This window comes from Pseudomonas sp. GM60 (assembly GCF_000282415.1).
Taxonomy (GTDB): domain Bacteria; phylum Pseudomonadota; class Gammaproteobacteria; order Pseudomonadales; family Pseudomonadaceae; genus Aquipseudomonas; species Aquipseudomonas migulae.
The window spans coordinates 35,001-54,831 of record NZ_AKJI01000008.1 but is presented as its reverse complement, the minus strand read 5'-3'; the positions used below and the strand labels follow the sequence as shown (position 1 = coordinate 54,831).

The 19,831-nt window shown below is 59.6% G+C and carries 16 protein-coding genes and 1 tRNA gene; 13 read left to right on the top strand and 4 right to left on the bottom strand.

The genetic code is table 11. The annotated features are described in order from the left end of the window. Positions 1–158 precede the first annotated feature (158 nt). From rbfA to PMI32_RS0128580, 5 genes are all read left to right on the top strand, one after another. Positions 159–560 carry a 30S ribosome-binding factor RbfA gene (rbfA, locus tag PMI32_RS27265; RefSeq protein WP_008024456.1) on the top strand — a complete coding sequence of 134 codons (402 nt, stop codon included), beginning with the start codon at positions 159–161 and terminating at the stop codon, positions 558–560. Between the two features lie 3 nt (positions 561–563). Then, the gene (gene truB / locus PMI32_RS27270; protein ID WP_008024455.1) at positions 564–1,481 is read left to right on the top strand and encodes a tRNA pseudouridine(55) synthase TruB; all 918 of its coding nucleotides are present in this window, start codon (positions 564–566) and stop codon (positions 1,479–1,481) included. A gap of 117 nt (positions 1,482–1,598) precedes the next feature. Beyond that, complete coding sequence (gene rpsO, locus PMI32_RS0128585; protein WP_003177875.1) at positions 1,599–1,868, top strand: 30S ribosomal protein S15; 270 nt, start codon at positions 1,599–1,601, stop codon at positions 1,866–1,868. A 196-nt stretch (positions 1,869–2,064) separates the two neighbouring features. Next, positions 2,065–4,170: a polyribonucleotide nucleotidyltransferase gene (pnp, locus tag PMI32_RS27275; protein ID WP_008024453.1), complete on the top strand. Its 2,106-nt coding sequence runs from the start codon at positions 2,065–2,067 to the stop codon at positions 4,168–4,170. 139 nt (positions 4,171–4,309) lie between these two features. Continuing rightward, positions 4,310–4,385, top strand: a tRNA-Thr gene (locus PMI32_RS0128580). Positions 4,386–4,392: 7 nt separating this feature from the next. Here the strand turns inward: PMI32_RS0128580 and PMI32_RS27280 are convergent. Continuing rightward, positions 4,393–5,430, bottom strand: coding sequence for a hypothetical protein (locus PMI32_RS27280; RefSeq protein WP_008024452.1), 1,038 nt, complete (start codon positions 5,428–5,430; stop codon positions 4,393–4,395). Between the two features lie 316 nt (positions 5,431–5,746). Here PMI32_RS27280 and PMI32_RS27285 point away from each other — a divergent pair, with 316 nt between their 5' ends. Then, positions 5,747–6,052 carry a DUF6388 family protein gene (locus PMI32_RS27285; RefSeq protein ID WP_008024451.1) on the top strand — a complete coding sequence of 102 codons (306 nt, stop codon included), beginning with the start codon at positions 5,747–5,749 and terminating at the stop codon, positions 6,050–6,052. Positions 6,053–6,178: 126 nt separating this feature from the next. On the opposite strand, the gene nadC is transcribed toward PMI32_RS27285, so the two are convergent. Beyond that, positions 6,179–7,027: a carboxylating nicotinate-nucleotide diphosphorylase gene (gene nadC / locus PMI32_RS27290; protein ID WP_008024450.1), complete on the bottom strand. Its 849-nt coding sequence runs from the start codon at positions 7,025–7,027 to the stop codon at positions 6,179–6,181. 360 nt (positions 7,028–7,387) lie between these two features. Between nadC and PMI32_RS27295 the strand changes: the two genes are divergently transcribed. From PMI32_RS27295 to PMI32_RS27315, 5 genes are all read left to right on the top strand, one after another. Further along, a complete protein-coding gene (locus tag PMI32_RS27295; protein ID WP_008024448.1) occupies positions 7,388–9,598 on the top strand; it encodes a DUF1631 domain-containing protein in 2,211 nt (736 codons plus the stop codon). A gap of 64 nt (positions 9,599–9,662) precedes the next feature. After that, positions 9,663–10,223, top strand: a complete 561-nt coding sequence (gene ampD / locus PMI32_RS27300; protein WP_008024447.1) for a 1,6-anhydro-N-acetylmuramyl-L-alanine amidase AmpD — start codon at positions 9,663–9,665, stop codon at positions 10,221–10,223. Then, complete coding sequence (gene ampE / locus PMI32_RS27305) at positions 10,220–11,056, top strand: regulatory signaling modulator protein AmpE (protein ID WP_008024446.1); 837 nt, start codon at positions 10,220–10,222, stop codon at positions 11,054–11,056. The genes ampD and ampE overlap by 4 nt, the downstream gene beginning before the upstream one ends. A 250-nt stretch (positions 11,057–11,306) precedes the next feature. Beyond that, entirely contained in the window at positions 11,307–13,337 is a 2,031-nt protein-coding gene (locus PMI32_RS27310) for a methyl-accepting chemotaxis protein (protein WP_008024444.1), read from the top strand. Between the two features lie 240 nt (positions 13,338–13,577). Continuing rightward, positions 13,578–13,967 (top strand): hypothetical protein, encoded by a 390-nt coding sequence (locus tag PMI32_RS27315; RefSeq protein WP_008024442.1) that lies wholly within the window; start codon positions 13,578–13,580, stop codon positions 13,965–13,967. Here the strand turns inward: PMI32_RS27315 and PMI32_RS27320 are convergent, their stop codons facing one another. Together PMI32_RS27320 and cra are read right to left on the bottom strand one after the other, a co-directional pair. Next, positions 13,968–14,744 carry a TatD family hydrolase gene (locus PMI32_RS27320; protein WP_008024440.1) on the bottom strand — a complete coding sequence of 259 codons (777 nt, stop codon included), beginning with the start codon at positions 14,742–14,744 and terminating at the stop codon, positions 13,968–13,970. It lies immediately after the preceding gene. Positions 14,745–14,747: 3 nt separating this feature from the next. Beyond that, positions 14,748–15,743, bottom strand: coding sequence for a catabolite repressor/activator (cra, locus tag PMI32_RS27325; protein ID WP_008024438.1), 996 nt, complete (start codon positions 15,741–15,743; stop codon positions 14,748–14,750). Between the two features lie 282 nt (positions 15,744–16,025). On the opposite strand from cra, the gene ptsP reads away from it, so the two are divergent. Together ptsP and pfkB are read left to right on the top strand one after the other, a co-directional pair. Continuing rightward, entirely contained in the window at positions 16,026–18,887 is a 2,862-nt protein-coding gene (gene ptsP, locus PMI32_RS27330) for a phosphoenolpyruvate--protein phosphotransferase (protein ID WP_008024437.1), read from the top strand. Continuing rightward, positions 18,887–19,828 (top strand): 1-phosphofructokinase, encoded by a 942-nt coding sequence (gene pfkB / locus PMI32_RS27335; protein WP_008024435.1) that lies wholly within the window; start codon positions 18,887–18,889, stop codon positions 19,826–19,828. Before ptsP ends, pfkB begins: the two co-directional genes overlap by 1 nt. Positions 19,829–19,831: the final 3 nt, after the last annotated feature.

Below are 19,831 nucleotides of genomic sequence, written 5' to 3'. Positions count from 1 at the left end.
TCGCGCACTTCAAGGGCCACGATGGGCCGCTGCATGCAAATGCGCGGCACAGCGTCAGGACTCTAAACGCAACGCCCGGTCTGGCTTTTGTCAGGCCGGGCGTTTGCCGCTTTCAGACCCCACGGGTTTCACCGTGAGGCAGTAACAGGTAACAAGACATGGCAAAAGAATATAGCCGTACCCAGCGTATCGGCGATCAGATGCAGCGTGAGCTGGCACAGCTGATCCGTCGTGAAGTCAAAGATCCGCGCGTAGGCCTGGTCACCATTACCGCTGTTGAAGTCAGTCGTGACGTCGGTCACGCCAAGATTTTCATCACCGTGATGGGCCAGGACAGCGCCGAAGATATCGCGCAAAGCATCAAGGTGCTCAACTCCGCCGCCGGTTTCCTGCGTATGCAGTTGGCCCGCGAAATGAAGTTGCGCAGCGTTCCGCAGTTGCACTTCCACTACGACGAAAGCGTCGTGCGTGGTGCGCATCTGTCGGCCCTGATCGAGCGTGCGGTGGCTGAAGACAATCAGCACCCGGTTGCGGCAGAAGTCGAAGACACCAAGGAGTAATCGGTGGCTCAGGTCAAACGTATCCGTCGTAACGTCAGCGGCATTATCCTGCTCGACAAACCGCTGGGGTTCACCTCCAACGCAGCGTTGCAGAAGGTTCGCTGGTTGCTGAACGCCGAGAAGGCCGGGCACACCGGCAGTCTTGATCCGCTGGCCACCGGCGTGTTGCCGTTGTGCTTCGGTGAGGCGACCAAGTTCTCGCAATACCTGCTCGATTCCGACAAGGGTTATGAAACCCTGGCGCAACTGGGCAAAACCACCACCACGGCGGATGCCGAAGGTGAAGTTTTGCAGGAGCGCCCGGTGACCGTTGGTCGATCCGATGTCGAAGCGGTACTGCCGAAATTTCGTGGGCAAATCAGTCAGATACCGCCGATGTACTCGGCGCTCAAGCGTGATGGCCAGCCGCTGTACAAGCTGGCACGTGCAGGCGAAGTAGTGGAGCGCGAACCGCGTTCTGTTACTATTGCGCGCTTGGAATTGCTGGCCTTTGAAGGTGATACTGCGCGGCTTGCGGTGGATTGCAGCAAAGGCACCTATATCCGCACCCTGGTGGAGGATATCGGTGAGCAACTCGGTTGTGGCGCTTACGTTGCTGAATTGCGACGTACCCAGGCCGGGCCTTTCACGCTGGCGCAGACTGTCACGCTTGAAGAGCTGGAAGCGGTACATGCCGAAGGCGGCAACGAAGCGGTCGACCGCTTCCTGATGCCATCGGACAGCGGCCTGCTGGATTGGCCACTGCTGCAGTTCTCGGAAGCGAGCGCGTTCTACTGGCTCAACGGCCAGCCGGTTCGCGCCCCGGATGCTCCGAAGTTCGGCATGGTACGGGTACAGGATCACAATGGTCGCTTCATCGGTATCGGTGAAGTGAGCGAAGACGGGCGCATCGCGCCGCGTCGACTGATTCGGTCAGAATGACCGGACGAGGGTGGCTGTTAACAGGCACGGTCACTACTCATTTTTAGATACAGGGATTTGTCCCTGGCCTGTTGAAACTGTTTCTTTGAAACAGTTTCCTGATAAAAGGATTGCCTCATGGCTCTCGACGTTCAAGAAAAAGCTCAAATCGTAGCTGACTACCAGCAAGCTGTTGGTGACACTGGTTCGCCAGAAGTGCAAGTTGCACTGCTGACCCACAACATCAACAAGCTGCAAGGTCACTTCAAGGCCAACGGTAAAGATCACCACTCCCGTCGTGGTCTGATCCGCATGGTAAACCAGCGTCGTAAGCTGCTGGACTACCTGAAAGGCAAGGATCTGGGTCGTTATCAGACTCTGATCGGTCGCCTGGGTCTGCGTCGCTAATAAGCGATTGCGCTAGAGGTTGGTTGTCTGCCGTGCATCAGTGGGTTTCCCGCTGGTGCATGGCAGGCTCCCAGCCTCAAGTTTTATCTGGATACACCGTTTTACCCTGGACAGGCGTTGGGCCGATTCCCGACATTGCCCAAGAATTTCGCAAGAAGACAAGTTCCCCAAGAGCCACAAAAGAAGGTAGGACACCGTGAACCCGGTAATCAAAAAATTCCAGTTCGGTCAGTCGACCGTTACCCTCGAGACTGGCCGTATCGCCCGTCAGGCCTCCGGCGCAGTATTGGTCACCGTTGACGACGACGTCAGCGTATTGGTGACCGTAGTCGGTGCCAAGCAAGCCGATCCAGGCAAGGGCTTCTTCCCTCTGTCCGTTCACTACCAGGAAAAGACTTACGCTGCCGGTAAGATCCCTGGCGGTTTCTTCAAGCGCGAAGGCCGTCCTTCCGAGAAAGAAACCCTGACTTCCCGACTGATCGACCGTCCGATCCGTCCGCTGTTCCCGGAAGGCTTCATGAACGAAGTGCAGGTTGTCTGCACCGTCGTTTCCACCAGCAAGAAGACCGATCCGGACATCGCTGCGATGATCGGTACCTCGGCTGCGCTGGCCATCTCCGGCATTCCTTTCGATGGCCCGATCGGCGCTGCCCGCGTTGCGTTCCACGAAAGCACCGGCTACCTGCTGAACCCGACTTACGAACAACTGAAAGCATCGAGCCTGGACATGGTCGTTGCCGGTACTTCGGAAGCCGTTCTGATGGTTGAATCGGAAGCCAAAGAGCTGACCGAAGACCAGATGCTGGGCGCGGTACTGTTTGCTCACGACGAGTTCCAGGTGGTGATCAACGCCGTCAAGGAACTGGCCGCCGAAGCTGCCAAGCCGACCTGGACCTGGGCTCCACAACCAGAAGCCACTGCTCTGCTGGGCGCTATCCGTGCCGAGTTCGGCGACGCGATCTCCCAGGCTTACACCATCACCATCAAGGCCGACCGTTACGCTCGCCTGGGTGAGCTGAAGGATCAGGTTGTTGCCAAGCTGTCCGGTGAAGAAGGCCAGCCTTCTTCCAGCGAAGTCAAAGCTGCTTTCGGCGAAATCGAATACCGCACCGTTCGCGAAAACATCGTTAACGGCAAGCCACGTATCGACGGCCGCGACACCAAGACCGTACGTCCTTTGAACATCGAAGTCGGTGTTCTGCCAAAGACCCACGGTTCGGCTCTGTTCACCCGTGGCGAAACCCAGGCTCTGGTCGTTGCAACACTGGGCACCGCCCGTGACGCACAACTGCTGGACACCCTGGAAGGCGAGAAAAAAGACCCGTTCATGCTGCACTACAACTTCCCTCCGTTCTCGGTAGGTGAGTGTGGTCGCATGGGTGGCGCTGGTCGTCGCGAAATCGGTCACGGCCGTCTGGCCCGCCGTTCGGTTCAGGCCATGCTGCCTGCTGCCGACGTGTTCCCGTACACCATCCGTGTTGTATCGGAAATCACCGAATCCAACGGTTCGAGCTCCATGGCTTCGGTCTGCGGCGCTTCCCTGGCCCTGATGGACGCTGGCGTTCCGATGAAGGCACCCGTTGCCGGTATCGCGATGGGTCTGGTTAAAGAAGGCGAGAAATTCGCTGTCCTGACCGACATCCTGGGTGACGAAGACCACCTCGGCGACATGGACTTCAAAGTAGCGGGTACCGCCAAAGGTGTTACCGCGCTGCAGATGGACATCAAGATCAAAGGCATCACGGAAGAAATCATGGAGATCGCTCTGGGCCAAGCCCTGGAAGCGCGCCTGAACATCCTCGGTCAGATGAACCAGATCATTGGCCAGTCGCGTACCGAGCTGTCGGAAAACGCTCCGACCATGATCGCGATGAAAATCGACACCGACAAAATCCGTGATGTCATCGGTAAAGGCGGCGCGACCATTCGTGCGATCTGTGAAGAGACCAAGGCTTCGATCGACATCGAAGACGACGGCTCGATCAAGATCTTCGGCGAAACCAAGGAAGCGGCTGAAGCAGCACGTCAGCGCGTTCTGGGCATCACCGCAGAAGCTGAAATCGGCAAGATCTACGTCGGTAAAGTTGAGCGCATCGTCGACTTCGGCGCATTCGTCAACATCCTGCCGGGCAAGGACGGTCTGGTTCACATCTCGATGCTGAGCGATGCTCGCGTTGAGAAAGTGACCGACATCCTGAAAGAAGGCCAGGAAGTGGAAGTGCTGGTACTGGACGTGGACAACCGCGGCCGTATCAAGCTCTCCATCAAAGACGTAGCAGCAGCCAAGGCTTCGGGCGTTTAATCACTCCCCACGCCTGACCGCTTCAACGTTATAAAAAATGCCCCGCAGTGAAAACTGCGGGGCATTTTTTTGTCTGCGAAAACTGGAAACGGTTTGTGGATTTGCCCGCTTCCAATCTCGATGCTAGGTTTAGCTCACCGCCCGTGTAGCTCAGCCGGTAGAGCAGCGCACTCGTAACGCGAAGGTCGCAGGTTCGATTCCTGTCTCGGGCACCATCCCCTGTTATTTCACCTTGCTTCTCAGATCATCCACGGCACGTTTCAGCTGATCCAGTTGGCTGTCCTGATTGCTAACGTCCCGCTTGAGGCTGGACAGGTCGCTGGAACTCGCGCTGGAGCTCGACCCGGCGCTACGTTTCAAGTCTTCCACCTGACTGGCGAGCCTTTTCAAGTCGTTGTCCTGTGCGCTGAGGGTGCGCTTGAGGTCGCTCACTTCGCTGGAGCTGGAGCTTGAACTGGAGTTCGAGCCGCTGCTGCGCTTGAGATCGTCCATTTGGCTGGCGAGCTTTTTCAGGCCGTTGTCCTGTTCACTGACCGTGCGCTTGAGGTCGCTCACTTCGCTGGAACTGGCGCTTGAACCGGAATTCGAGCTGCTGCTGCGCTTGAGATCGTCCACCGCTTTGGCGAGGTTTTTCAGGCCGTTGTCCTGTTCACTGACCGTGCGCTTGAGGTCGCTCACTTCGCTGGAGCTGGTGCTTGAACCGGAGTTCGAGCTGCTGTTGCGCTTGAGTTCGTCCACTGCTTTGGCGAGGTTTCTCAGGCCGGTTTCCTGTTCAGTGAGCGTGCGCTTGAGGTTGGCCACTTCGCTGGAACTGGAGCTGGAACTCGAACCGCTGTTGCGTTTGAACTCCTCCAATTGCTTGGTGAGTTCTTTCAGGTCCTTGTCCTGTTCGGTGGCAGTGCGTTTGAGGTTGGTTATCTCACTGGCACTCGAACTGGAGCTTGTTCCGTTGTTGCGCTTGAGTTCCTCGATGAGACGAGCCTGCGCTTCAAGGGCATTCTTGAGTTCCTTGATGTCATCCGCGTTGGTTTTAGCGGTGCGTTGCAGTGTTTCCACACCCTCGACGCTGAGATTGCTCCTGACCATGACGTCTTTACCGTACCGGTTGTTGAGGACGAGGAATCTGTCGGAGGACGAAGGGTTGTCAGAGGTGAACTCCAGACTGGCTTGGGCCGTATTGGCCAATGCCATGTTGCCAAGAAAAAGGGCGGCCATGCCGGTTGCCAACAGGGTAGACGGAAGCTTCTTGAAAATGCGCATCACCTGAGTTCCTTTTGAAGTGCCTAGATGGCACATCGCTATGACTTTGCTTTTTGAAGGTTGTTCCTGTGTGGCGAGGGAATATTTTCAGAAAAACCGCTCGGTATTTTTTTTGTAGATTTGATGTAAAAGTCCATATAAATCGTCTTCCAAACGTCCTATATTCGGACATTGCACGAGCATCACCCTGCAGTTTTCAAATGATCCACGAATGGTTCTGAAGGCCAGACAAACCGGGCTTCACACGGTTTTTTGCGTCAGAGAGATCCTTGATGATCCAGATCCATCTTCCATTCCCCCGATCAGCGAGAACGAAATGACCGTTAAAGAATTGACCCAGGAAGCCAGGCACGAAGAAGCGCTGAAGAAGTACGTGCTGGACGCGCCCCAACTGCTGGAAGAGATCAAGGACTTGCCCGCCGACGATCAGAAAGACCAGATTCAATGGGCGTTCGAGGATGAAGCAGAAGCCCAGGGCCTGCAGCCGTGGGAGCTGACGCTCAAGTACACCTCGAGCCCGGAAGAGTTTGAAGCGGCGCGACTGGTGCTGCACAAAGAGGCGGCCGAGGTATTGGGCGTCGAGTGGGAAGAGTACTGCGAGATGAATAATCTGGTGGTCTGACCAAGCATGTAGGAGCGAGCTTGCTCGCGATGGACTTAAGAGCGCCGCGTTTAGCCAGTAAACACGCGTTATCGTTAACGACCATCGCGAGCAAGCTCGCTCCTACAGTTTTTTCTTTTCGTGTGATCAGAGGCTGAGCCGCATCGACAGATCGACAGCCTTCACGTCCTTGGTCATCGCACCAATCGAAATGTAATCCACCCCGGTTTCGGCGATTGGCAGCAGCGTGCTTTCGTTGATGCCGCCGCTGGCTTCCAGTTTTGCCTTGCCGCCATTCAGGCGCACGGCCTCGCGCATGTCATCCAGGCTCAACTCGTCGAGCATGATGATGTCGGCACCCGCTGCAAGCGCTTCCTTCAGCTCTGCCAGGCTTTCCACTTCGATCTCCACCGGTTTGCCCGGGGCGATCTTGTGCGCGGCGTTGATCGCTTCAGGGATGCCACCGCTGGCAGCAATGTGGTTTTCCTTGATCAGGAAGGCGTCGTACAGGCCGATGCGGTGGTTGTGGCAGCCGCCGCAGGTCACGGCGTACTTTTGCGCCAGGCGCAGCCCCGGCAGGGTTTTGCGGGTGTCGAGCAGCTTCACTTGCGTCTCGGCGACGAAATCCGCCAGGTATTGCGCACGAGTGGCCACACCGGAAAGCAATTGCAGGAAGTTCAGCGCACTGCGCTCGCCTGTGAGCAGGGAGCGGGCAGGGCCTTCGAGGTGGAACAGCACTTGATTGGGCTTCACCCGTTCGCCATCGGCCACCTGCCAATGCACGGCAACTCGTGGGTCCAGTTGCCGGAAAACCGCGTCAACCCAAGCGGTGCCGGCGATGACCGCGGCGTCGCGCGTGATGATGGTGGCTTTGGCCAGGCGTTCGGCCGGGATCAGCTGCGCGGTGATGTCGCCGCTGCCGATGTCTTCGCGCAACGCACGGCGTACGTTGGCTTCGATTTCGGCGGTCAGATCGGCGAGACGTAGATTCGGCATAACGGACTCCACAAACAAAGTGGCTCGATTATAGGGCCATGGCGCGGGGCAACCCAAGGCGCGCGAGACCTTCCAGTCGTTCTGAAACCTGCATTTGGTCGATTCTCTTGAGCCAGCGAGGTTCAGCAGCGGTCCTTTGCAGGCACCTATTTCAAAGAGAAGCGCAGAGTCTGCTGGCATACGGGACATCTTTTGCAAGATAATGCGCCTTGCATTTGACGTCATGACTTTGACGTGTCTTTGGTTCGCCGATTATTGAATGACAGCGGGCGGGCATTGTCTTCTGTTGCGCGCGGCTGTGAGGCTGGCGTACTCGATCTTTCCAACCGAACCGAAGCATCACCGTTTCAGGAGGCCAGGATGCACAACGACGGGAATGTAGTGCCTTTGCACAAGGCAACTACCGATCAGGCGAGTCACTCGCCGCTCGCCCGCCTGCCTGTGATTCTGCTTCAGGTTCGCGACAAGGCTGCTCAACAGCTCCGGCATGCTCTGCAGGAACTGTTCGATAACGCCGACGACACGCTGTTCGAAATGGCAGACCGGGCCCGCAATGACGTCGAGCAGAACATCTTTTTTGAAGCCATGCGCGACTTGCGCCTCAAGCGCAAAAATATCGAGCGGGCGTTTCTCGAACAGTTCTTCGAAGCGTTTGTCGGTCTCGCAGGCAGTATTCAGACGACCTTGCCGCCGGCATTGACCCTCGATATCCAGGCGCAACAGTCCGGTGATGAGCTGGAACGTCGCGTGGCAGTGGAGGCCATGGTCAATAAAGTGCTGAGCCGCGACGGTTTTGCACTTGATCAATTGACCGCCCGGCTCAGCACGTTGCTGGGCAAGCAGCTGGTGACTACGCGCAATCCCCTGGGCCCGGCGATGCTCTGTGAGTATTTCATGCAGGCCGGGCGCAACCTGGGGGTCGAGATCAAGGTCAAGTTGATCATCCTCAAGCTTTTCGAGCGTTATGTGCTCAGTGATGCCGATCAGCTCTACACCGAAGCCAATCAGATATTGATCGCCACCGGCATATTGCCCGACCTGAAGCCGGCCCCGAATCGGCGTGCCATTGATCGTGCGCAGGCCAGTGTTCGTGCCGAGCCCGACGAGGCTGGCAACCGTTACGACAGCACGCCAATCGATGACAGCGTGCAGGAAGTGTTCGCGGCATTGCAGGAGTTGCTGCTCCACGTGCGTGGCAGTGTCGCGCCAACGCTGGAAACCAGTGCTCAGACGCAACCGATATCCACCCGCGACCTGCTGCGACTGCTCTCGCACTTGCAGCAGTACGTGCCGGTTCCGGCGGTCCAGGACGACTTCGACCTGCGAAACCAGCTTGAGCAACTGCTGACCCGGGTCAGCGTCAAAAGTGGCAAGTCGCGTGTGGTCGGCGTCGCTGACGAAGATGTGATCAACCTGATCGCCATGCTCTTCGAATGCATCCTCGATGACCGCAATCTGCCGGATTCTCTCAAGGCGCTGATCGGGCGCTTGCAGATCCCGATGCTGAAAGTGGCCGTGATCGACAAGAGTTTCTTCAGCCGCAGCAGCCACCCGGCCCGCCGTCTGCTCAACGAAATCGCCGCCGCGGCCCTGGGCTGGGGCGAGTGCGATGACCATGAGCGCGACAGCCTGTACCTGCGCATCGAGCAAGTGGTGCAGCGTTTGTTGAACGACTTTGTCGACGATCCGGCGATCTTCTCCGAATTGCTGGCGGATTTTCTGGCGTTCACCAGCGACGAGCGTCGTCGCAGCGATTTGTTGGAGCAGCGTACCCGCGACGCCGAAGAGGGCCGCGCCAAAACCGAACTGGCCCGGCAACGCGTCGAGCTGGCGTTGAATCAGGCGTTGTTGGGCAAAGTGCTGCCGCAACGGGTGGTGTCGTTTGTTCAGGACGCCTGGAGCCAGGTGCTGCTGCTGACCTGCCTCAAGCACGGCGATCAGTCCGCCGAGTGGCATGCGGATGTGCAAACCATGGAGCAATTGATCTGGAGCGTGCAGCGCCATGACGACGCTGACGCAAGCCTGCGTCTGTTGGCGCTGGTGCCGGGGTTGCTCAAGTCCTTGCGCGACGGGTTGAGCAGTTCGGCGTTCGATCCGTTCGCCACAGGAGAGTTTTTCAGTGAGCTGGAAGGCTTGCACGTTCAACTGTTCGAACGAGCGGACCTGGCACCGGCCGCCACCCGTCCTGCCGATGCGCCGCTGATGGTTGAAGTGCGCGAAGAAATCGTGCTGCTCACCGCCGACGAAGGGCCAGTCGAAACGGCCTCGGTGCGCTTGCCGGCGGATGATCCGGGCCTGCTTCAAGTCGATCAGTTGCACGCGGGTTGCTGGGTCGAGTTTCAGGAAGATGAGGAAAACACCCTGCGCTGCAAGCTCGCCGCGATCATCGAAGCCACGGGCAAGTACATTTTCGTCAACCGCACCGGCATGAAAGTGCTGGAGCGCAGCCGTACCGGGCTGGCGCTGGATTTCCGTCGTGGCGCGGTGCGCACCCTCGACGACACCTTGCTGTTCGATCGGGCCCTGGAGTCGGTGGTCGGCAACCTGCGGCGGCTCAATCGCGGCAAGTGATCGCGCGCCGAGGGTCTATCACGGCATACTGGGCACCAACACAGTCGTCGTTGAAGGAACCTGTATGCAGTTGGACCCCGCGAGCGGTTGGTGTCAGGGCGTGAACGTTTGCCCTTCACCCAACTTCAATGCGCGCCCCACGGGCGAAATTTCCCTGCTGGTGATCCACAACATCAGTCTGCCGCCGGCGCAGTTTGCCACTGGCAAGGTGCAGGAATTTTTCCAGAACCGGCTGGATGTCACAGAGCATCCCTACTTTGAAGGGATCGCTGACCTAAGGGTGTCTGCGCATTTTCTGATTGAGCGTGACGGCACCGTCACTCAGTTTGTCTCTTGTCTTGAACGCGCCTGGCATGCCGGTGTGTCGTGTTTCGACGGCCGGGAAACCTGTAACGATTTTTCCGTGGGCATCGAGCTTGAAGGCACGGATGATCTGCCGTTCACCGATGCTCAATATGACGCGTTGACGGCCCTGACCTTGCAACTGCAAAGCGCTTTTACGGGCATCACCGCGCAGCGCATCTGTGGGCATAGCGACATCGCGCCGGGGCGCAAGACGGATCCCGGACCTGCGTTCGACTGGGCGCGTTATCGCGCGGCCCTGGCTAAAGAGGAACCACAATGAGTTTTCTGGTGTTGCTGTTTGCGGTCTGGATCGAGAAGTTCTCGGCCCTGCGCCATCGGGTTCAACGTGATGGCGGTTGGGTGGGCGAGTTGCACAAGCTTGAAGCCAACCCGCGTATGGTCAAGCGCCCGTGGTTGATTTTGCTGATTCTGGTGCTGCTGCCGGTGGCACTGCTGGGGTTGCTGCTGGTGGTACTGGAGCCGGTCGCTTACGGTCTGTTGGCGCTGCCGGTGCATTTGCTGGTGGTGATTTACAGCCTGGGGCGCGGTGATCTGCTGGCCGATCTCGGACCGTTTCGCGATGCCTGGCGCCGGGAAGACCTGCAAGCTGCCGCTCATGTGGCGAAACGTGACCTGGACATTTGTGCCGAAAACGGCGAGCAACTGCTGGAACGGGTTGAGGGGCATCTGCTCTGGGAGGCGTACCAGAGTTTTTTTGCGGTGATTTTCTGGTATTTCCTGCTGGGTCCGGTGGCGGCGCTGAGCTATCGACTGCTGGCCCTCGCCGAAGAACACGGGCAGAACCCGGCCGTCGTCGAGCGCGCCGCACAACTGCGTCACGCCTTCGACTGGGTGCCGGTGCGTCTGTTGGCGGCGAGTTTTGCACTGGTCGGCAACTTTGTCGCCGTCAGTCGGGTGATGTTGAGCGAACTGCTGAACTGGAACATCAGCGCCGCCCAATTGATCGAGAAGGTCGGGCTGGTGGCCGGTGAAATTCCTGCGCCGGTGGTCGGGCCCGATGGCATCAACAGCCTCGACCGGATCTGGGAGCTGCTGCTGCGTGCGGCGGTGCTCTGGTACGCCGGTTTCGCGCTGTGGACAGTCCTCCCCTAAACACCACCCCCCTGTAGGAGCCGGCTTGCTGGCGATAGCATCGACGCGGTGTTCCTGAGACACCGAGGTGCAACCATCGCCAGCAAGCCGGCTCCTACACGGGCGTTAGCGGCAAGGCGATTTGTGCCGTTAACCTTAAGTTACAAAACCTCCCGTCGATTTAAGCTATACAGAGATAGCACTCAATAGTGGCTATCTGCTGCTTGTCTGTGCCTGCCAATAAAAATAAGAAACCCAAGGGAGACTTCCAGTGAAGAGCTTGCTCTATCCCGCCGTCGCGCTAATGAATCGCCTGAGCTTCGGCATGAAGTTCAGCCTGATCAGCGTTCTGTTCCTGGTGCCCATGCTGGTGACCAACTTTTATCTGGTGCGTGATTCCTATCGCGAATTCCAGGGCACCCGGGTGGAACTGCAGAGCCTCGACCTGCTGGGCAGCAGCCTGTCGCTTCGACGCGACCTGGAAACCCTGAACAACCTGGTGCAGATCAACGTCATCCTTGGGCAGTCCGGCAAGGCCGGTAATCTCGAATCCCAGATCACATCCCTGGAGCAAAGCGTTCTGACTCGCCTGCAAGGGTTGACTGCGATGACCACCGATCCGGAACTGATCACCGTTTTCGATGGCAAACGCGACGAAATGATCACCGCGTTCAAGGCCCAGCAAACGGAAAACTCCCTGCAAAGTAAAAGTGCGCTGATCGGCAAGTTGCTCGGCAATGCACAGATTTTCAGCCAGATCATCGCCAGCCAGGCGGGTTTGAGCCGTGACAATCAGAGTGACATGCGTCAGCTCACCGAACTCATCACCAACGTTACGCCGCCCGTCACCCAGACGTTGGGCGATGGTCGCGCCATGGGTTCTTACTCGCTGGGTCAGGGTTTTCTCAATTCGTCTTCGAGCACCCGCTTCGATGAATTGCTGGTGCAGATTGAAAAGCTGCAAGCCGAGTACGGTCTGAAGTTGCAGGATGCGCTGGGGTCGAGCAAGGCGGCACGTGAAACCTTGGCGGCGCAGGCCGAGAGCAGCAAGGCGTCGCTGAAAAAGGCCAGTGAACTGTTCGAAGAGCAGGTGGTGATGGCCGACACCCTCGATGCGCCGTGGCTGGCCTTCTACGATCAGGTCAGCGGCCTGATGGACCAGACTTACCAACTCAACGAAGCCACCCTGAAATTCCTCGACACCCAATTGCAACAACGACTGAGCCAGAACCGCACGCACATGGTCTTGCAGGCCGTGGCGCTGTCGGTGGTGTTTGTGCTGATTTTTTACCTCTACGGCGGCTTCTACGCCTCGACCCGCACCACCCTCAAGCGCCTTGGCGCGATGATGGACAAGGTCGCGGCCGGCGACATGACCGTGACCTTCAACGCCAACAGCCGTGATGAGCTGGGTGAGTTGGGCGAGGTGTTCAACGGCACGGTGAAGAAAATCCATGACTTGATCGAGCGTGTCGGCCAAACGGTCGGGGAAGTCGAGCGTCAGGCCGGTCAGGTCGAGAACGTGTCCGCCCAGAGCAACCAGGCTGTCGCGGGGCAGCGCACGCAGATCGAGCAAGTCGCCACGGCGATGAACCAAATGTCGGCCACCTCACTGGAGGTGGCCCGCAGCGCCGCCGCGGCGGTCAGCAGTGCCCACAGCGTCAATGACGAAACCATCAGCGGTCGCGGGTTGGTGGAGTCTCAGCAGGGCAGCATTGCTGCGCTGGCCAGCGAGATCGATCAGTCGGTGCTGGTGATCAATCAACTGGCCAGCGACAGCCAGTCCATCAGCCGCGTGCTGGAAGTGATCAAAAGCATCGCCGAACAGACCAACCTGCTGGCGCTCAACGCCGCTATCGAAGCAGCGAGGGCAGGCGAGCAGGGGCGTGGTTTTGCGGTGGTGGCGGACGAGGTCCGGACCCTGGCCAAACGCACCCAGCAATCGACCGAAGAAATCGAACAGATGATCGCCAAACTGCACAGCGGTGTCGGCGCCGCGGTGAAGGCCATGGGCACCAGTCATCAAATGGCCAACGGCACGGTAGGGCAGTCGGAAAAGGTCCAGCAGGCGCTGGAAAACATCCTTGGCGCTGTCGGCATGATCGTCGATCAGAACCAGCAGATTGCAGCCGCCGTAGAGCAGCAGACCGCCGTGGCTCACGACATTGACCAGAACATCGTCGAGATCAACCGGGCTGGCGAACGTACCGCCGAAGGTGCGCACCAGACCGAGGACGCCAGCCGGGCGCTGTCGGCGCAGGTGGTGGAGCTCAAGCAGTTGATCAGCGCGTTCCGGGTTTGATGGCATAAACCGGATCAAATGTGGGAGCGGGCTTGCTCGCGAAAGCGGTGTGTCAGTCGCCATTGATGTTGTCTGACAGGACGTTTTCGCGAGCAAGCCCGCTCCCACAAGATTTGGATGGGGTCTGTAAGAACTGTTGCCTCTCAACGTCAGGATTTTCCTGTTTCTCTCCGTAGTCTGGTTTTTGGTCTTCAATGAGGGATGATCCACAACCCTGACCTACTCTGAGGAGGCTCGGTTATGTCCTTCGCTACAACTGGAATCCAGGGCCATTGTGCTCATTGCGGATGCACACTCCTGCTCGAACCCTGGCAACTCAACGCCATTGCCATCCATGAAGCCTTCGCCTGTTCCCACTGTCACAAAGCCTTGCAACTGAGCGACCCGAAACAGATCAGGCGCATCAAATCCCTCGACTCGCTTGCGATGCTACGTGCGAGTACGTTGGTGATGGTCTGCACCGCGTTGCTGGTGGCGTTGGTGATGGAATGGGTGGGGCTACTCAGCGTGGTCGAGCAGCTGAATTTTTCGTTGATCGCGATTCTGGTCTACTTCGCGGTTATCCGGTTCGCCCGGCACCGGCAACACATGACGCTGATTCTGGAAGCTGCCAAGGCTCACGCCGACTGATTACCAGTTGAACAACTCACACGCATTGGCCGTGCTCGCGGCGGCCAACTGCTCGGGGCTGATCGCCATGATGTCAGCCAGTGCCGAACAGATCGCCGGCAAATGCGCCGGGCTGTTGCGTTGACCGGGAAACATGGCGGGGGCCATGTCCGGTGAGTCGGTTTCCAGCACCACAGAGTCCAACGGCAACTCGGCGAGCACCCGGTGCATGCGCAACGCCTGCGGCCAGGTCGCCGCCCCGCCCAGGCCCAGTTTGAAGCCGAGCCTGATGTACTCGCGGGCCTCTTCCTTGCTGCCGGCGAAGGCGTGAATAATCCCCGCGCGTTTCAACTTGAAGCGCTTGAGCGTGGCAATCACCGCCGCATGGCTGCGCCGCACGTGAATCAGCGCCGGCAGATTAAAGTCCGCCGCCAGTTGCAGTTGCGCATCGAACAACGTCTGCTGGCGTTCGCGGTCGAGGGTTTCGATGAAGTAATCCAGGCCGATCTCGCCCACCGCGCACAGCTGTCGGTGACCGGCCAGGCGGGTCAGCCACTCGGCGAGTTCGCGTAGGTCCTCAGGCCGATGCTCGTCCAGATACACCGGGTGCAAACCGAACGCCGCGTGCAGATCGGGATCGCTTTGCACCAGGTCCCAGACCCGCTGCCAATTGGCCTGATAAACCCCCAGCACCACCATCCGCCGCACGCCGAGGGCGCGGCTCTCGGCGAGCAGCGCCTGACGATCCTCGTCGAAGTCCGGAAAATCCAGATGAGTGTGGCTGTCGATCAGCTCCACGGTTCAGTCCTGGCGAATACGCTGCTTGAAGGTCCGCGCAATGGCTTGCACGCCGGGCTGGTAATCGGACTGCTCGATGGCGGCCAGGGCCAGTTCCAGCGCTTTGTCGGCGATCAACTGGTGTTGCTGGGCCATGGCGTTGACCGGCAGCGGCAGAAAATCCAGCAACTGCGTGTCGCCGAATGTGCCGAGGCGCAGCGGGCGGTTTTTCAACGGGAAGTCGTGCAAGGCGTCGAACACACCCTGGAGCAGCACGTAGGAAGTGGTCACCAGCGCGTCCGGCAAATGCCCCAGGCGCTGAAGCATTTCTTCCATCAGTTGCTTGCCGCACTCACGGCTGAACGATTCGCCGTGTTCGATCAGGATCTCGCCCTTGAACCCGGCCAGCGCTTCCTTGAACCCAGCGGCCCGCTCCTGGCTGATGCTCAGTTCGGGGCGCGCGCCGATCAGGGCGATCTGCTTGGGTAACGGATCGAGCAGGCTGCGGGTCAGTTGCAGGCTGGCTTCACGATCATCACTGATCACCGAGCAAAAATGCTCGGGCTCCATGACCCGGTCGATGGCGATGATTGGGATGCCTTTGGCTTGCAACTGGCGGTAACTGTCGTCGCCGGACGGCAGGCAACTGGCGACGATCAACGCGTCGCAGCGTCGGGCGCGGAACAGTTGCAGCAGTTGCCGTTCGCTGTCCGGCGCATCGTCGGAACTGGCGATCAGCAACTGATAACCGCGGGCCCGGGCACCTTGCTCCAGCAGCTTGGCGATACGTGCGTAACTGGGGTTTTCCAGGTCCGGCAGAATGAAACCCAGCGTGCGGGTGTGCCGACTGCGCAGCCCGGCCGCTTGCGGATTGGGCGTAAAGCCATGTTCTTCAACAACCGCGCGCACGCGCTCGACGGTGGCACTGCTGATGCGTTGCTGTTCCGCCTTGCCGTTGATGACATAACTGGCGGTGGTCACGGACACACCGGCCAGTTGGGCGATATCACTGAGTTTCAACTCGGGATTTCCTTGTTTTTCGGCCGATACTTTCGCCAATCCTACCCGATTCAGGCAGGGGACTATTGTCGCAACATATCCGACAAGTTGGACTTCAAGGATGGGACATTATCGAGTAACGTGCCAATCATTCTAGATTAAACGTTTCAGCAAGCGTATTTTCTACGCATCAGGTGCATTTGGCCGGTTCTGCCGCGAAACCGCCAAAAGTGATGATTAAGCGCCTAAGCTGACTCATTCAAAACAATACCTGGCACCTCAAGGTGCCAAAAAGGAGAAAGCATGCTCGAGCTCACTCTAGAGCAGATTTCCATGGGCCAGTCGGCCGTGGACAAGTCCGCAGCACTGCATTTGTTGGCGCAGCATCTGGTCAACGACGGCCTGGTCGCCGAAGGTTATCTCGCCGGTTTGCAGGCGCGCGAAGCCCAGGGCTCGACCTTTCTCGGTCAAGGTATTGCCATTCCCCACGGTACGCCGCAAACCCGCGACCAGGTGTTTTCCACTGGCGTGCGGCTGATGCAGTTTCCCGACGGTGTGGATTGGGGCGACGGTCAGATCGTCTACCTGGCGATCGGCATTGCGGCCAAATCCGATGAACATTTGCGCCTGTTGCAATTGCTGACCCGCGCCCTCGGCGAAACCGATCTGGGCCAGGCCCTGCGTCGCGCCAGTTCTGCCGAAGCCTTGCTGAAACTGCTGCAAGGCGCGCCGCAGGAACTGGCGCTGGATGCGCAGATGATCGGCCTCGGGGTGTCGGCCGATGACTTCGAAGAACTGGTCTGGCGCGGTGCCCGTTTGCTGCGTCAGGCAGATTGTGTGAGCAATGGTTTTTCTGCGGTTTTGCAGCAAGTCGACGCGTTGCCGCTGGGCGACGGTTTGTGGTGGTTGCACAGCGAGCAAACGGTGAAGCGTCCGGGCCTGGCGTTTGTCACGCCGGACAAACCGATGCGCTACCTCGGCCAGCCGCTCAGCGGTCTGTTCTGTCTGGCCAGCTTGGGCGAGGCGCACCAGGCGTTGCTCGAACGCCTTTGCGCGTTGCTGATCGAAGGCCGTGGCCATGAGCTGGGACGCGCCACCAGCAGCCGTAAAGTCCTCGAAGTGCTCGGCGGTGAACTGCCGGCGGACTGGCCAAGCGCACGCATTGCGCTGGCCAATGCCCATGGATTGCATGCGCGTCCGGCGAAGATCCTCGCGCAACTGGCGAAGAGTTTTGAAGGCGAGATTCGCGTACGCATCGTCGATGGCCAAGACAGCGCGGTGTCGGTGAAAAGCTTGAGCAAACTGCTCAGCCTCGGCGCCCGTCGCGGTCAGGTGCTGGAATTCATCGCCGAGCCGAGCATCGCCGCCGATGCCTTGCCAGCGTTGTTGGCGGCAATCGAAGAGGGGCTGGGTGAAGAAGTCGAGCCTTTGCCTGCCGTGAGCCAGCAGCGCGAAGTGATCACCGAGGTGGCCGAAGTGCTGTTCGCCCCGGCGTCTGGCAGCCTGGTTCAGGCCATCCCCGCCGCACCGGGCATCGCCATCGGCCCGGCGCATATTCAAGTGCTGCAAACCATCGAATACCCGCTGCGTGGCGAGTCCGCCGCCATTGAGCGCGAGCGTCTTAAGCAAGCGCTGGCGCACGTGCGTCACGACATCGAAGGCTTGATCGAGCGCAGCAAATCCAAAGCCATTCGCGAAATTTTCATCACCCATCAGGAAATGCTCGACGACCCGGAACTGACCGATGAAGTCGAGACCCGCCTCAAGCAGGGCGAAAGCGCCGAAGCGGCGTGGATGGCGGTGATCGAAGCGGCGGCGAAACAACAGGAATCGCTGCAGGACGCATTGCTTGCCGAGCGTGCGGCGGACTTGCGCGATATCGGCCGTCGCGTGTTGGCGCAACTGAGCGGCGTCGAAACCCCGAGTGAACCTGATCAACCGTACATTCTGGTGATGGACGAAGTCGGTCCTTCCGACGTCGCACGTCTCGATCCGACCCGTGTCGCCGGCATTCTCACCGCCCGTGGTGGCGCCACCGCGCACAGCGCCATCGTCGCCCGTGCGCTGGGTATTCCGGCATTGGTCGGCGCAGGTGCGGCAGTGTTGCTGCTGGCGCCGGGCACGCCGTTGCTGCTCGATGGCCAGCGCGGTCGCCTGCACGTGGACGCCGATGCGGCGACCTTGCAGCGCGCCACCGAAGAGCGTGACACCCGCGAGCAACGCTTGAAAGCCGCGGCCGAACAACGTCATCAACCGGCGCTGACCACCGACGGCCATGCGGTCGAAGTGTTCGCCAACATCGGCGAAAGCGCGGGCGTCACCAGCGCGGTGGAGCAGGGTGCCGAAGGCATTGGCCTGCTGCGCACCGAACTGATTTTCATGGCCCACTCGCAAGCGCCGGACGAAGCGACTCAGGAAGTCGAATACCGCCGCGTGCTCGATGGCCTCGCCGGTCGGCCACTGGTGGTGCGCACCCTCGACGTTGGCGGCGACAAGCCGCTGCCGTATTGGCCGATTGCGAAAGAAGAAAACCCATTCCTCGGCGTGCGCGGCATTCGCCTGACCTTGCAGCGTCCGCACATCATGGAAGCGCAATTGCGCGCCTTGCTGCGGGCCGCTGACAACCGCCCGCTGCGCATCATGTTCCCGATGGTCGGCAGCGTGGATGAATGGCGTCAGGCGCGGGACATGACCGAGCGCTTGCGCCTGGAAATCCCGGTGGCGGACCTGCAACTGGGGATCATGATCGAAGTGCCCTCGGCCGCACTGCTGGCGCCGGTGTTGGCCAAAGAGGTCGATTTCTTCAGCGTCGGCACCAACGATCTCACGCAATACACCCTGGCCATCGACCGTGGTCATCCGACCTTGTCGGCCCAGGCTGACGGCTTGCACCCGGCGGTACTGCAACTGATCGACATCACCGTGCGCGCGGCCCATGCCCATGGCAAATGGGTCGGTGTGTGCGGCGAACTGGCTGCCGATCCGCTGGCGGTGCCGGTGCTGGTCGGCCTCGGTGTGGATGAGTTGAGCGTGTCGGGCCGCAGCATTGCCGAGGTCAAGGCGCGCATCCGCGAACTCAGCCTGACCCAGACTCAAACCCTTGCCCGACAGGCGCTGGCCGTGGGCAGCGCCAATGAAGTGCGCGCATTAGTGGAGGCCCTGTAATGGCCAAGATCCTGACCCTGACACTCAACCCGGCGCTGGACCTGACGGTGCAGTTGCCGCGCCTTGAGCCCGGCCAGGTCAATCGCAGCGACGAGATGCACACCCACGCCGCCGGTAAAGGCGTGAACGTGGCGCAGGTGCTGGCAGACCTCGGGCATTCGCTCACCGTCAGCGGTTTTCTCGGCGAGGACAACCTTCAGGCGTTCGAAACCCTGTTCGCCAAGCGCGGTTTTGTCGACGCGTTTATCCGCGTTCCCGGTGAGACCCGCAGCAACCTCAAACTGGCGGAAAGCGACGGGCGCATCACCGACATCAACGGTCCCGGACCCAAGGTCAGTGAAGCGGCGCAGCAGGCGTTGCTCGATCGACTGGAACAGATTGCCCCGGGGCATGATGCGGTGGTCGTGGCCGGCAGCTTGCCGCAAGGTGTCAGTCCTGAATGGTTGCAGGCGTTGGTACAGCGCTTGAAAAACCTCGGGTTGAACGTCGCGCTCGATACCAGTGGCGAAGCATTGCGGGCGGCGCTCAAGGCCGGTCCGTGGCTGATCAAACCGAACACCGAAGAGCTGGCCGAAGTGCTCGGCTGCGAGGTTGTTTCGGTTGCGGCTCAAGCCGAAGCAGCGAGCCGTTTGCATGCCCAAGGCATCGAGCACGTGGTGATTTCCCACGGTGCCGACGGTGTGAACTGGTTCAGTGTCGGCTCGGCGCTGCACGCCACGCCGCCCAAGGTCAGCGTTGCCAGTACGGTAGGCGCAGGGGATTCGTTGCTGGCCGGCATGCTTCACGGTTTGCTTAAGCCCGATACGCCGGAACAGACCCTGCGCACCGCCACGGCGATTGCGGCGATGGCGGTCACGCAGATCGGTTTCGGTATCGGCGATGCGGCGCAGTTGGCGCGGCTCGAACAGGGTGTGCGCGTGCGCCCCCTGACAGAACAATAAGAG

What these genes read in the sequence shown, in the direction of transcription:
- rbfA (WP_008024456.1), top strand. Translation starts at nt 159, where the DNA reads ATGGCAAAAGAATATAGCCGTACCCAGCGTATCGGCGATCAGATGCAG.
- rpsO (WP_003177875.1), top strand. Translation starts at nt 1,599, where the DNA reads ATGGCTCTCGACGTTCAAGAAAAAGCTCAAATCGTAGCTGACTACCAG.
- PMI32_RS27280 (WP_008024452.1), bottom strand. Translation starts at nt 5,430, where the DNA reads ATGCGCATTTTCAAGAAGCTTCCGTCTACCCTGTTGGCAACCGGCATG.
- PMI32_RS27285 (WP_008024451.1), top strand. Translation starts at nt 5,747, where the DNA reads ATGACCGTTAAAGAATTGACCCAGGAAGCCAGGCACGAAGAAGCGCTG.
- nadC (WP_008024450.1), bottom strand. Translation starts at nt 7,027, where the DNA reads ATGCCGAATCTACGTCTCGCCGATCTGACCGCCGAAATCGAAGCCAAC.
- PMI32_RS27295 (WP_008024448.1), top strand. Translation starts at nt 7,388, where the DNA reads ATGCACAACGACGGGAATGTAGTGCCTTTGCACAAGGCAACTACCGAT.
- ampD (WP_008024447.1), top strand. Translation starts at nt 9,663, where the DNA reads ATGCAGTTGGACCCCGCGAGCGGTTGGTGTCAGGGCGTGAACGTTTGC.
- ampE (WP_008024446.1), top strand. Translation starts at nt 10,220, where the DNA reads ATGAGTTTTCTGGTGTTGCTGTTTGCGGTCTGGATCGAGAAGTTCTCG.
- PMI32_RS27315 (WP_008024442.1), top strand. Translation starts at nt 13,578, where the DNA reads ATGTCCTTCGCTACAACTGGAATCCAGGGCCATTGTGCTCATTGCGGA.
- ptsP (WP_008024437.1), top strand. Translation starts at nt 16,026, where the DNA reads ATGCTCGAGCTCACTCTAGAGCAGATTTCCATGGGCCAGTCGGCCGTG.
- pfkB (WP_008024435.1), top strand. Translation starts at nt 18,887, where the DNA reads ATGGCCAAGATCCTGACCCTGACACTCAACCCGGCGCTGGACCTGACG.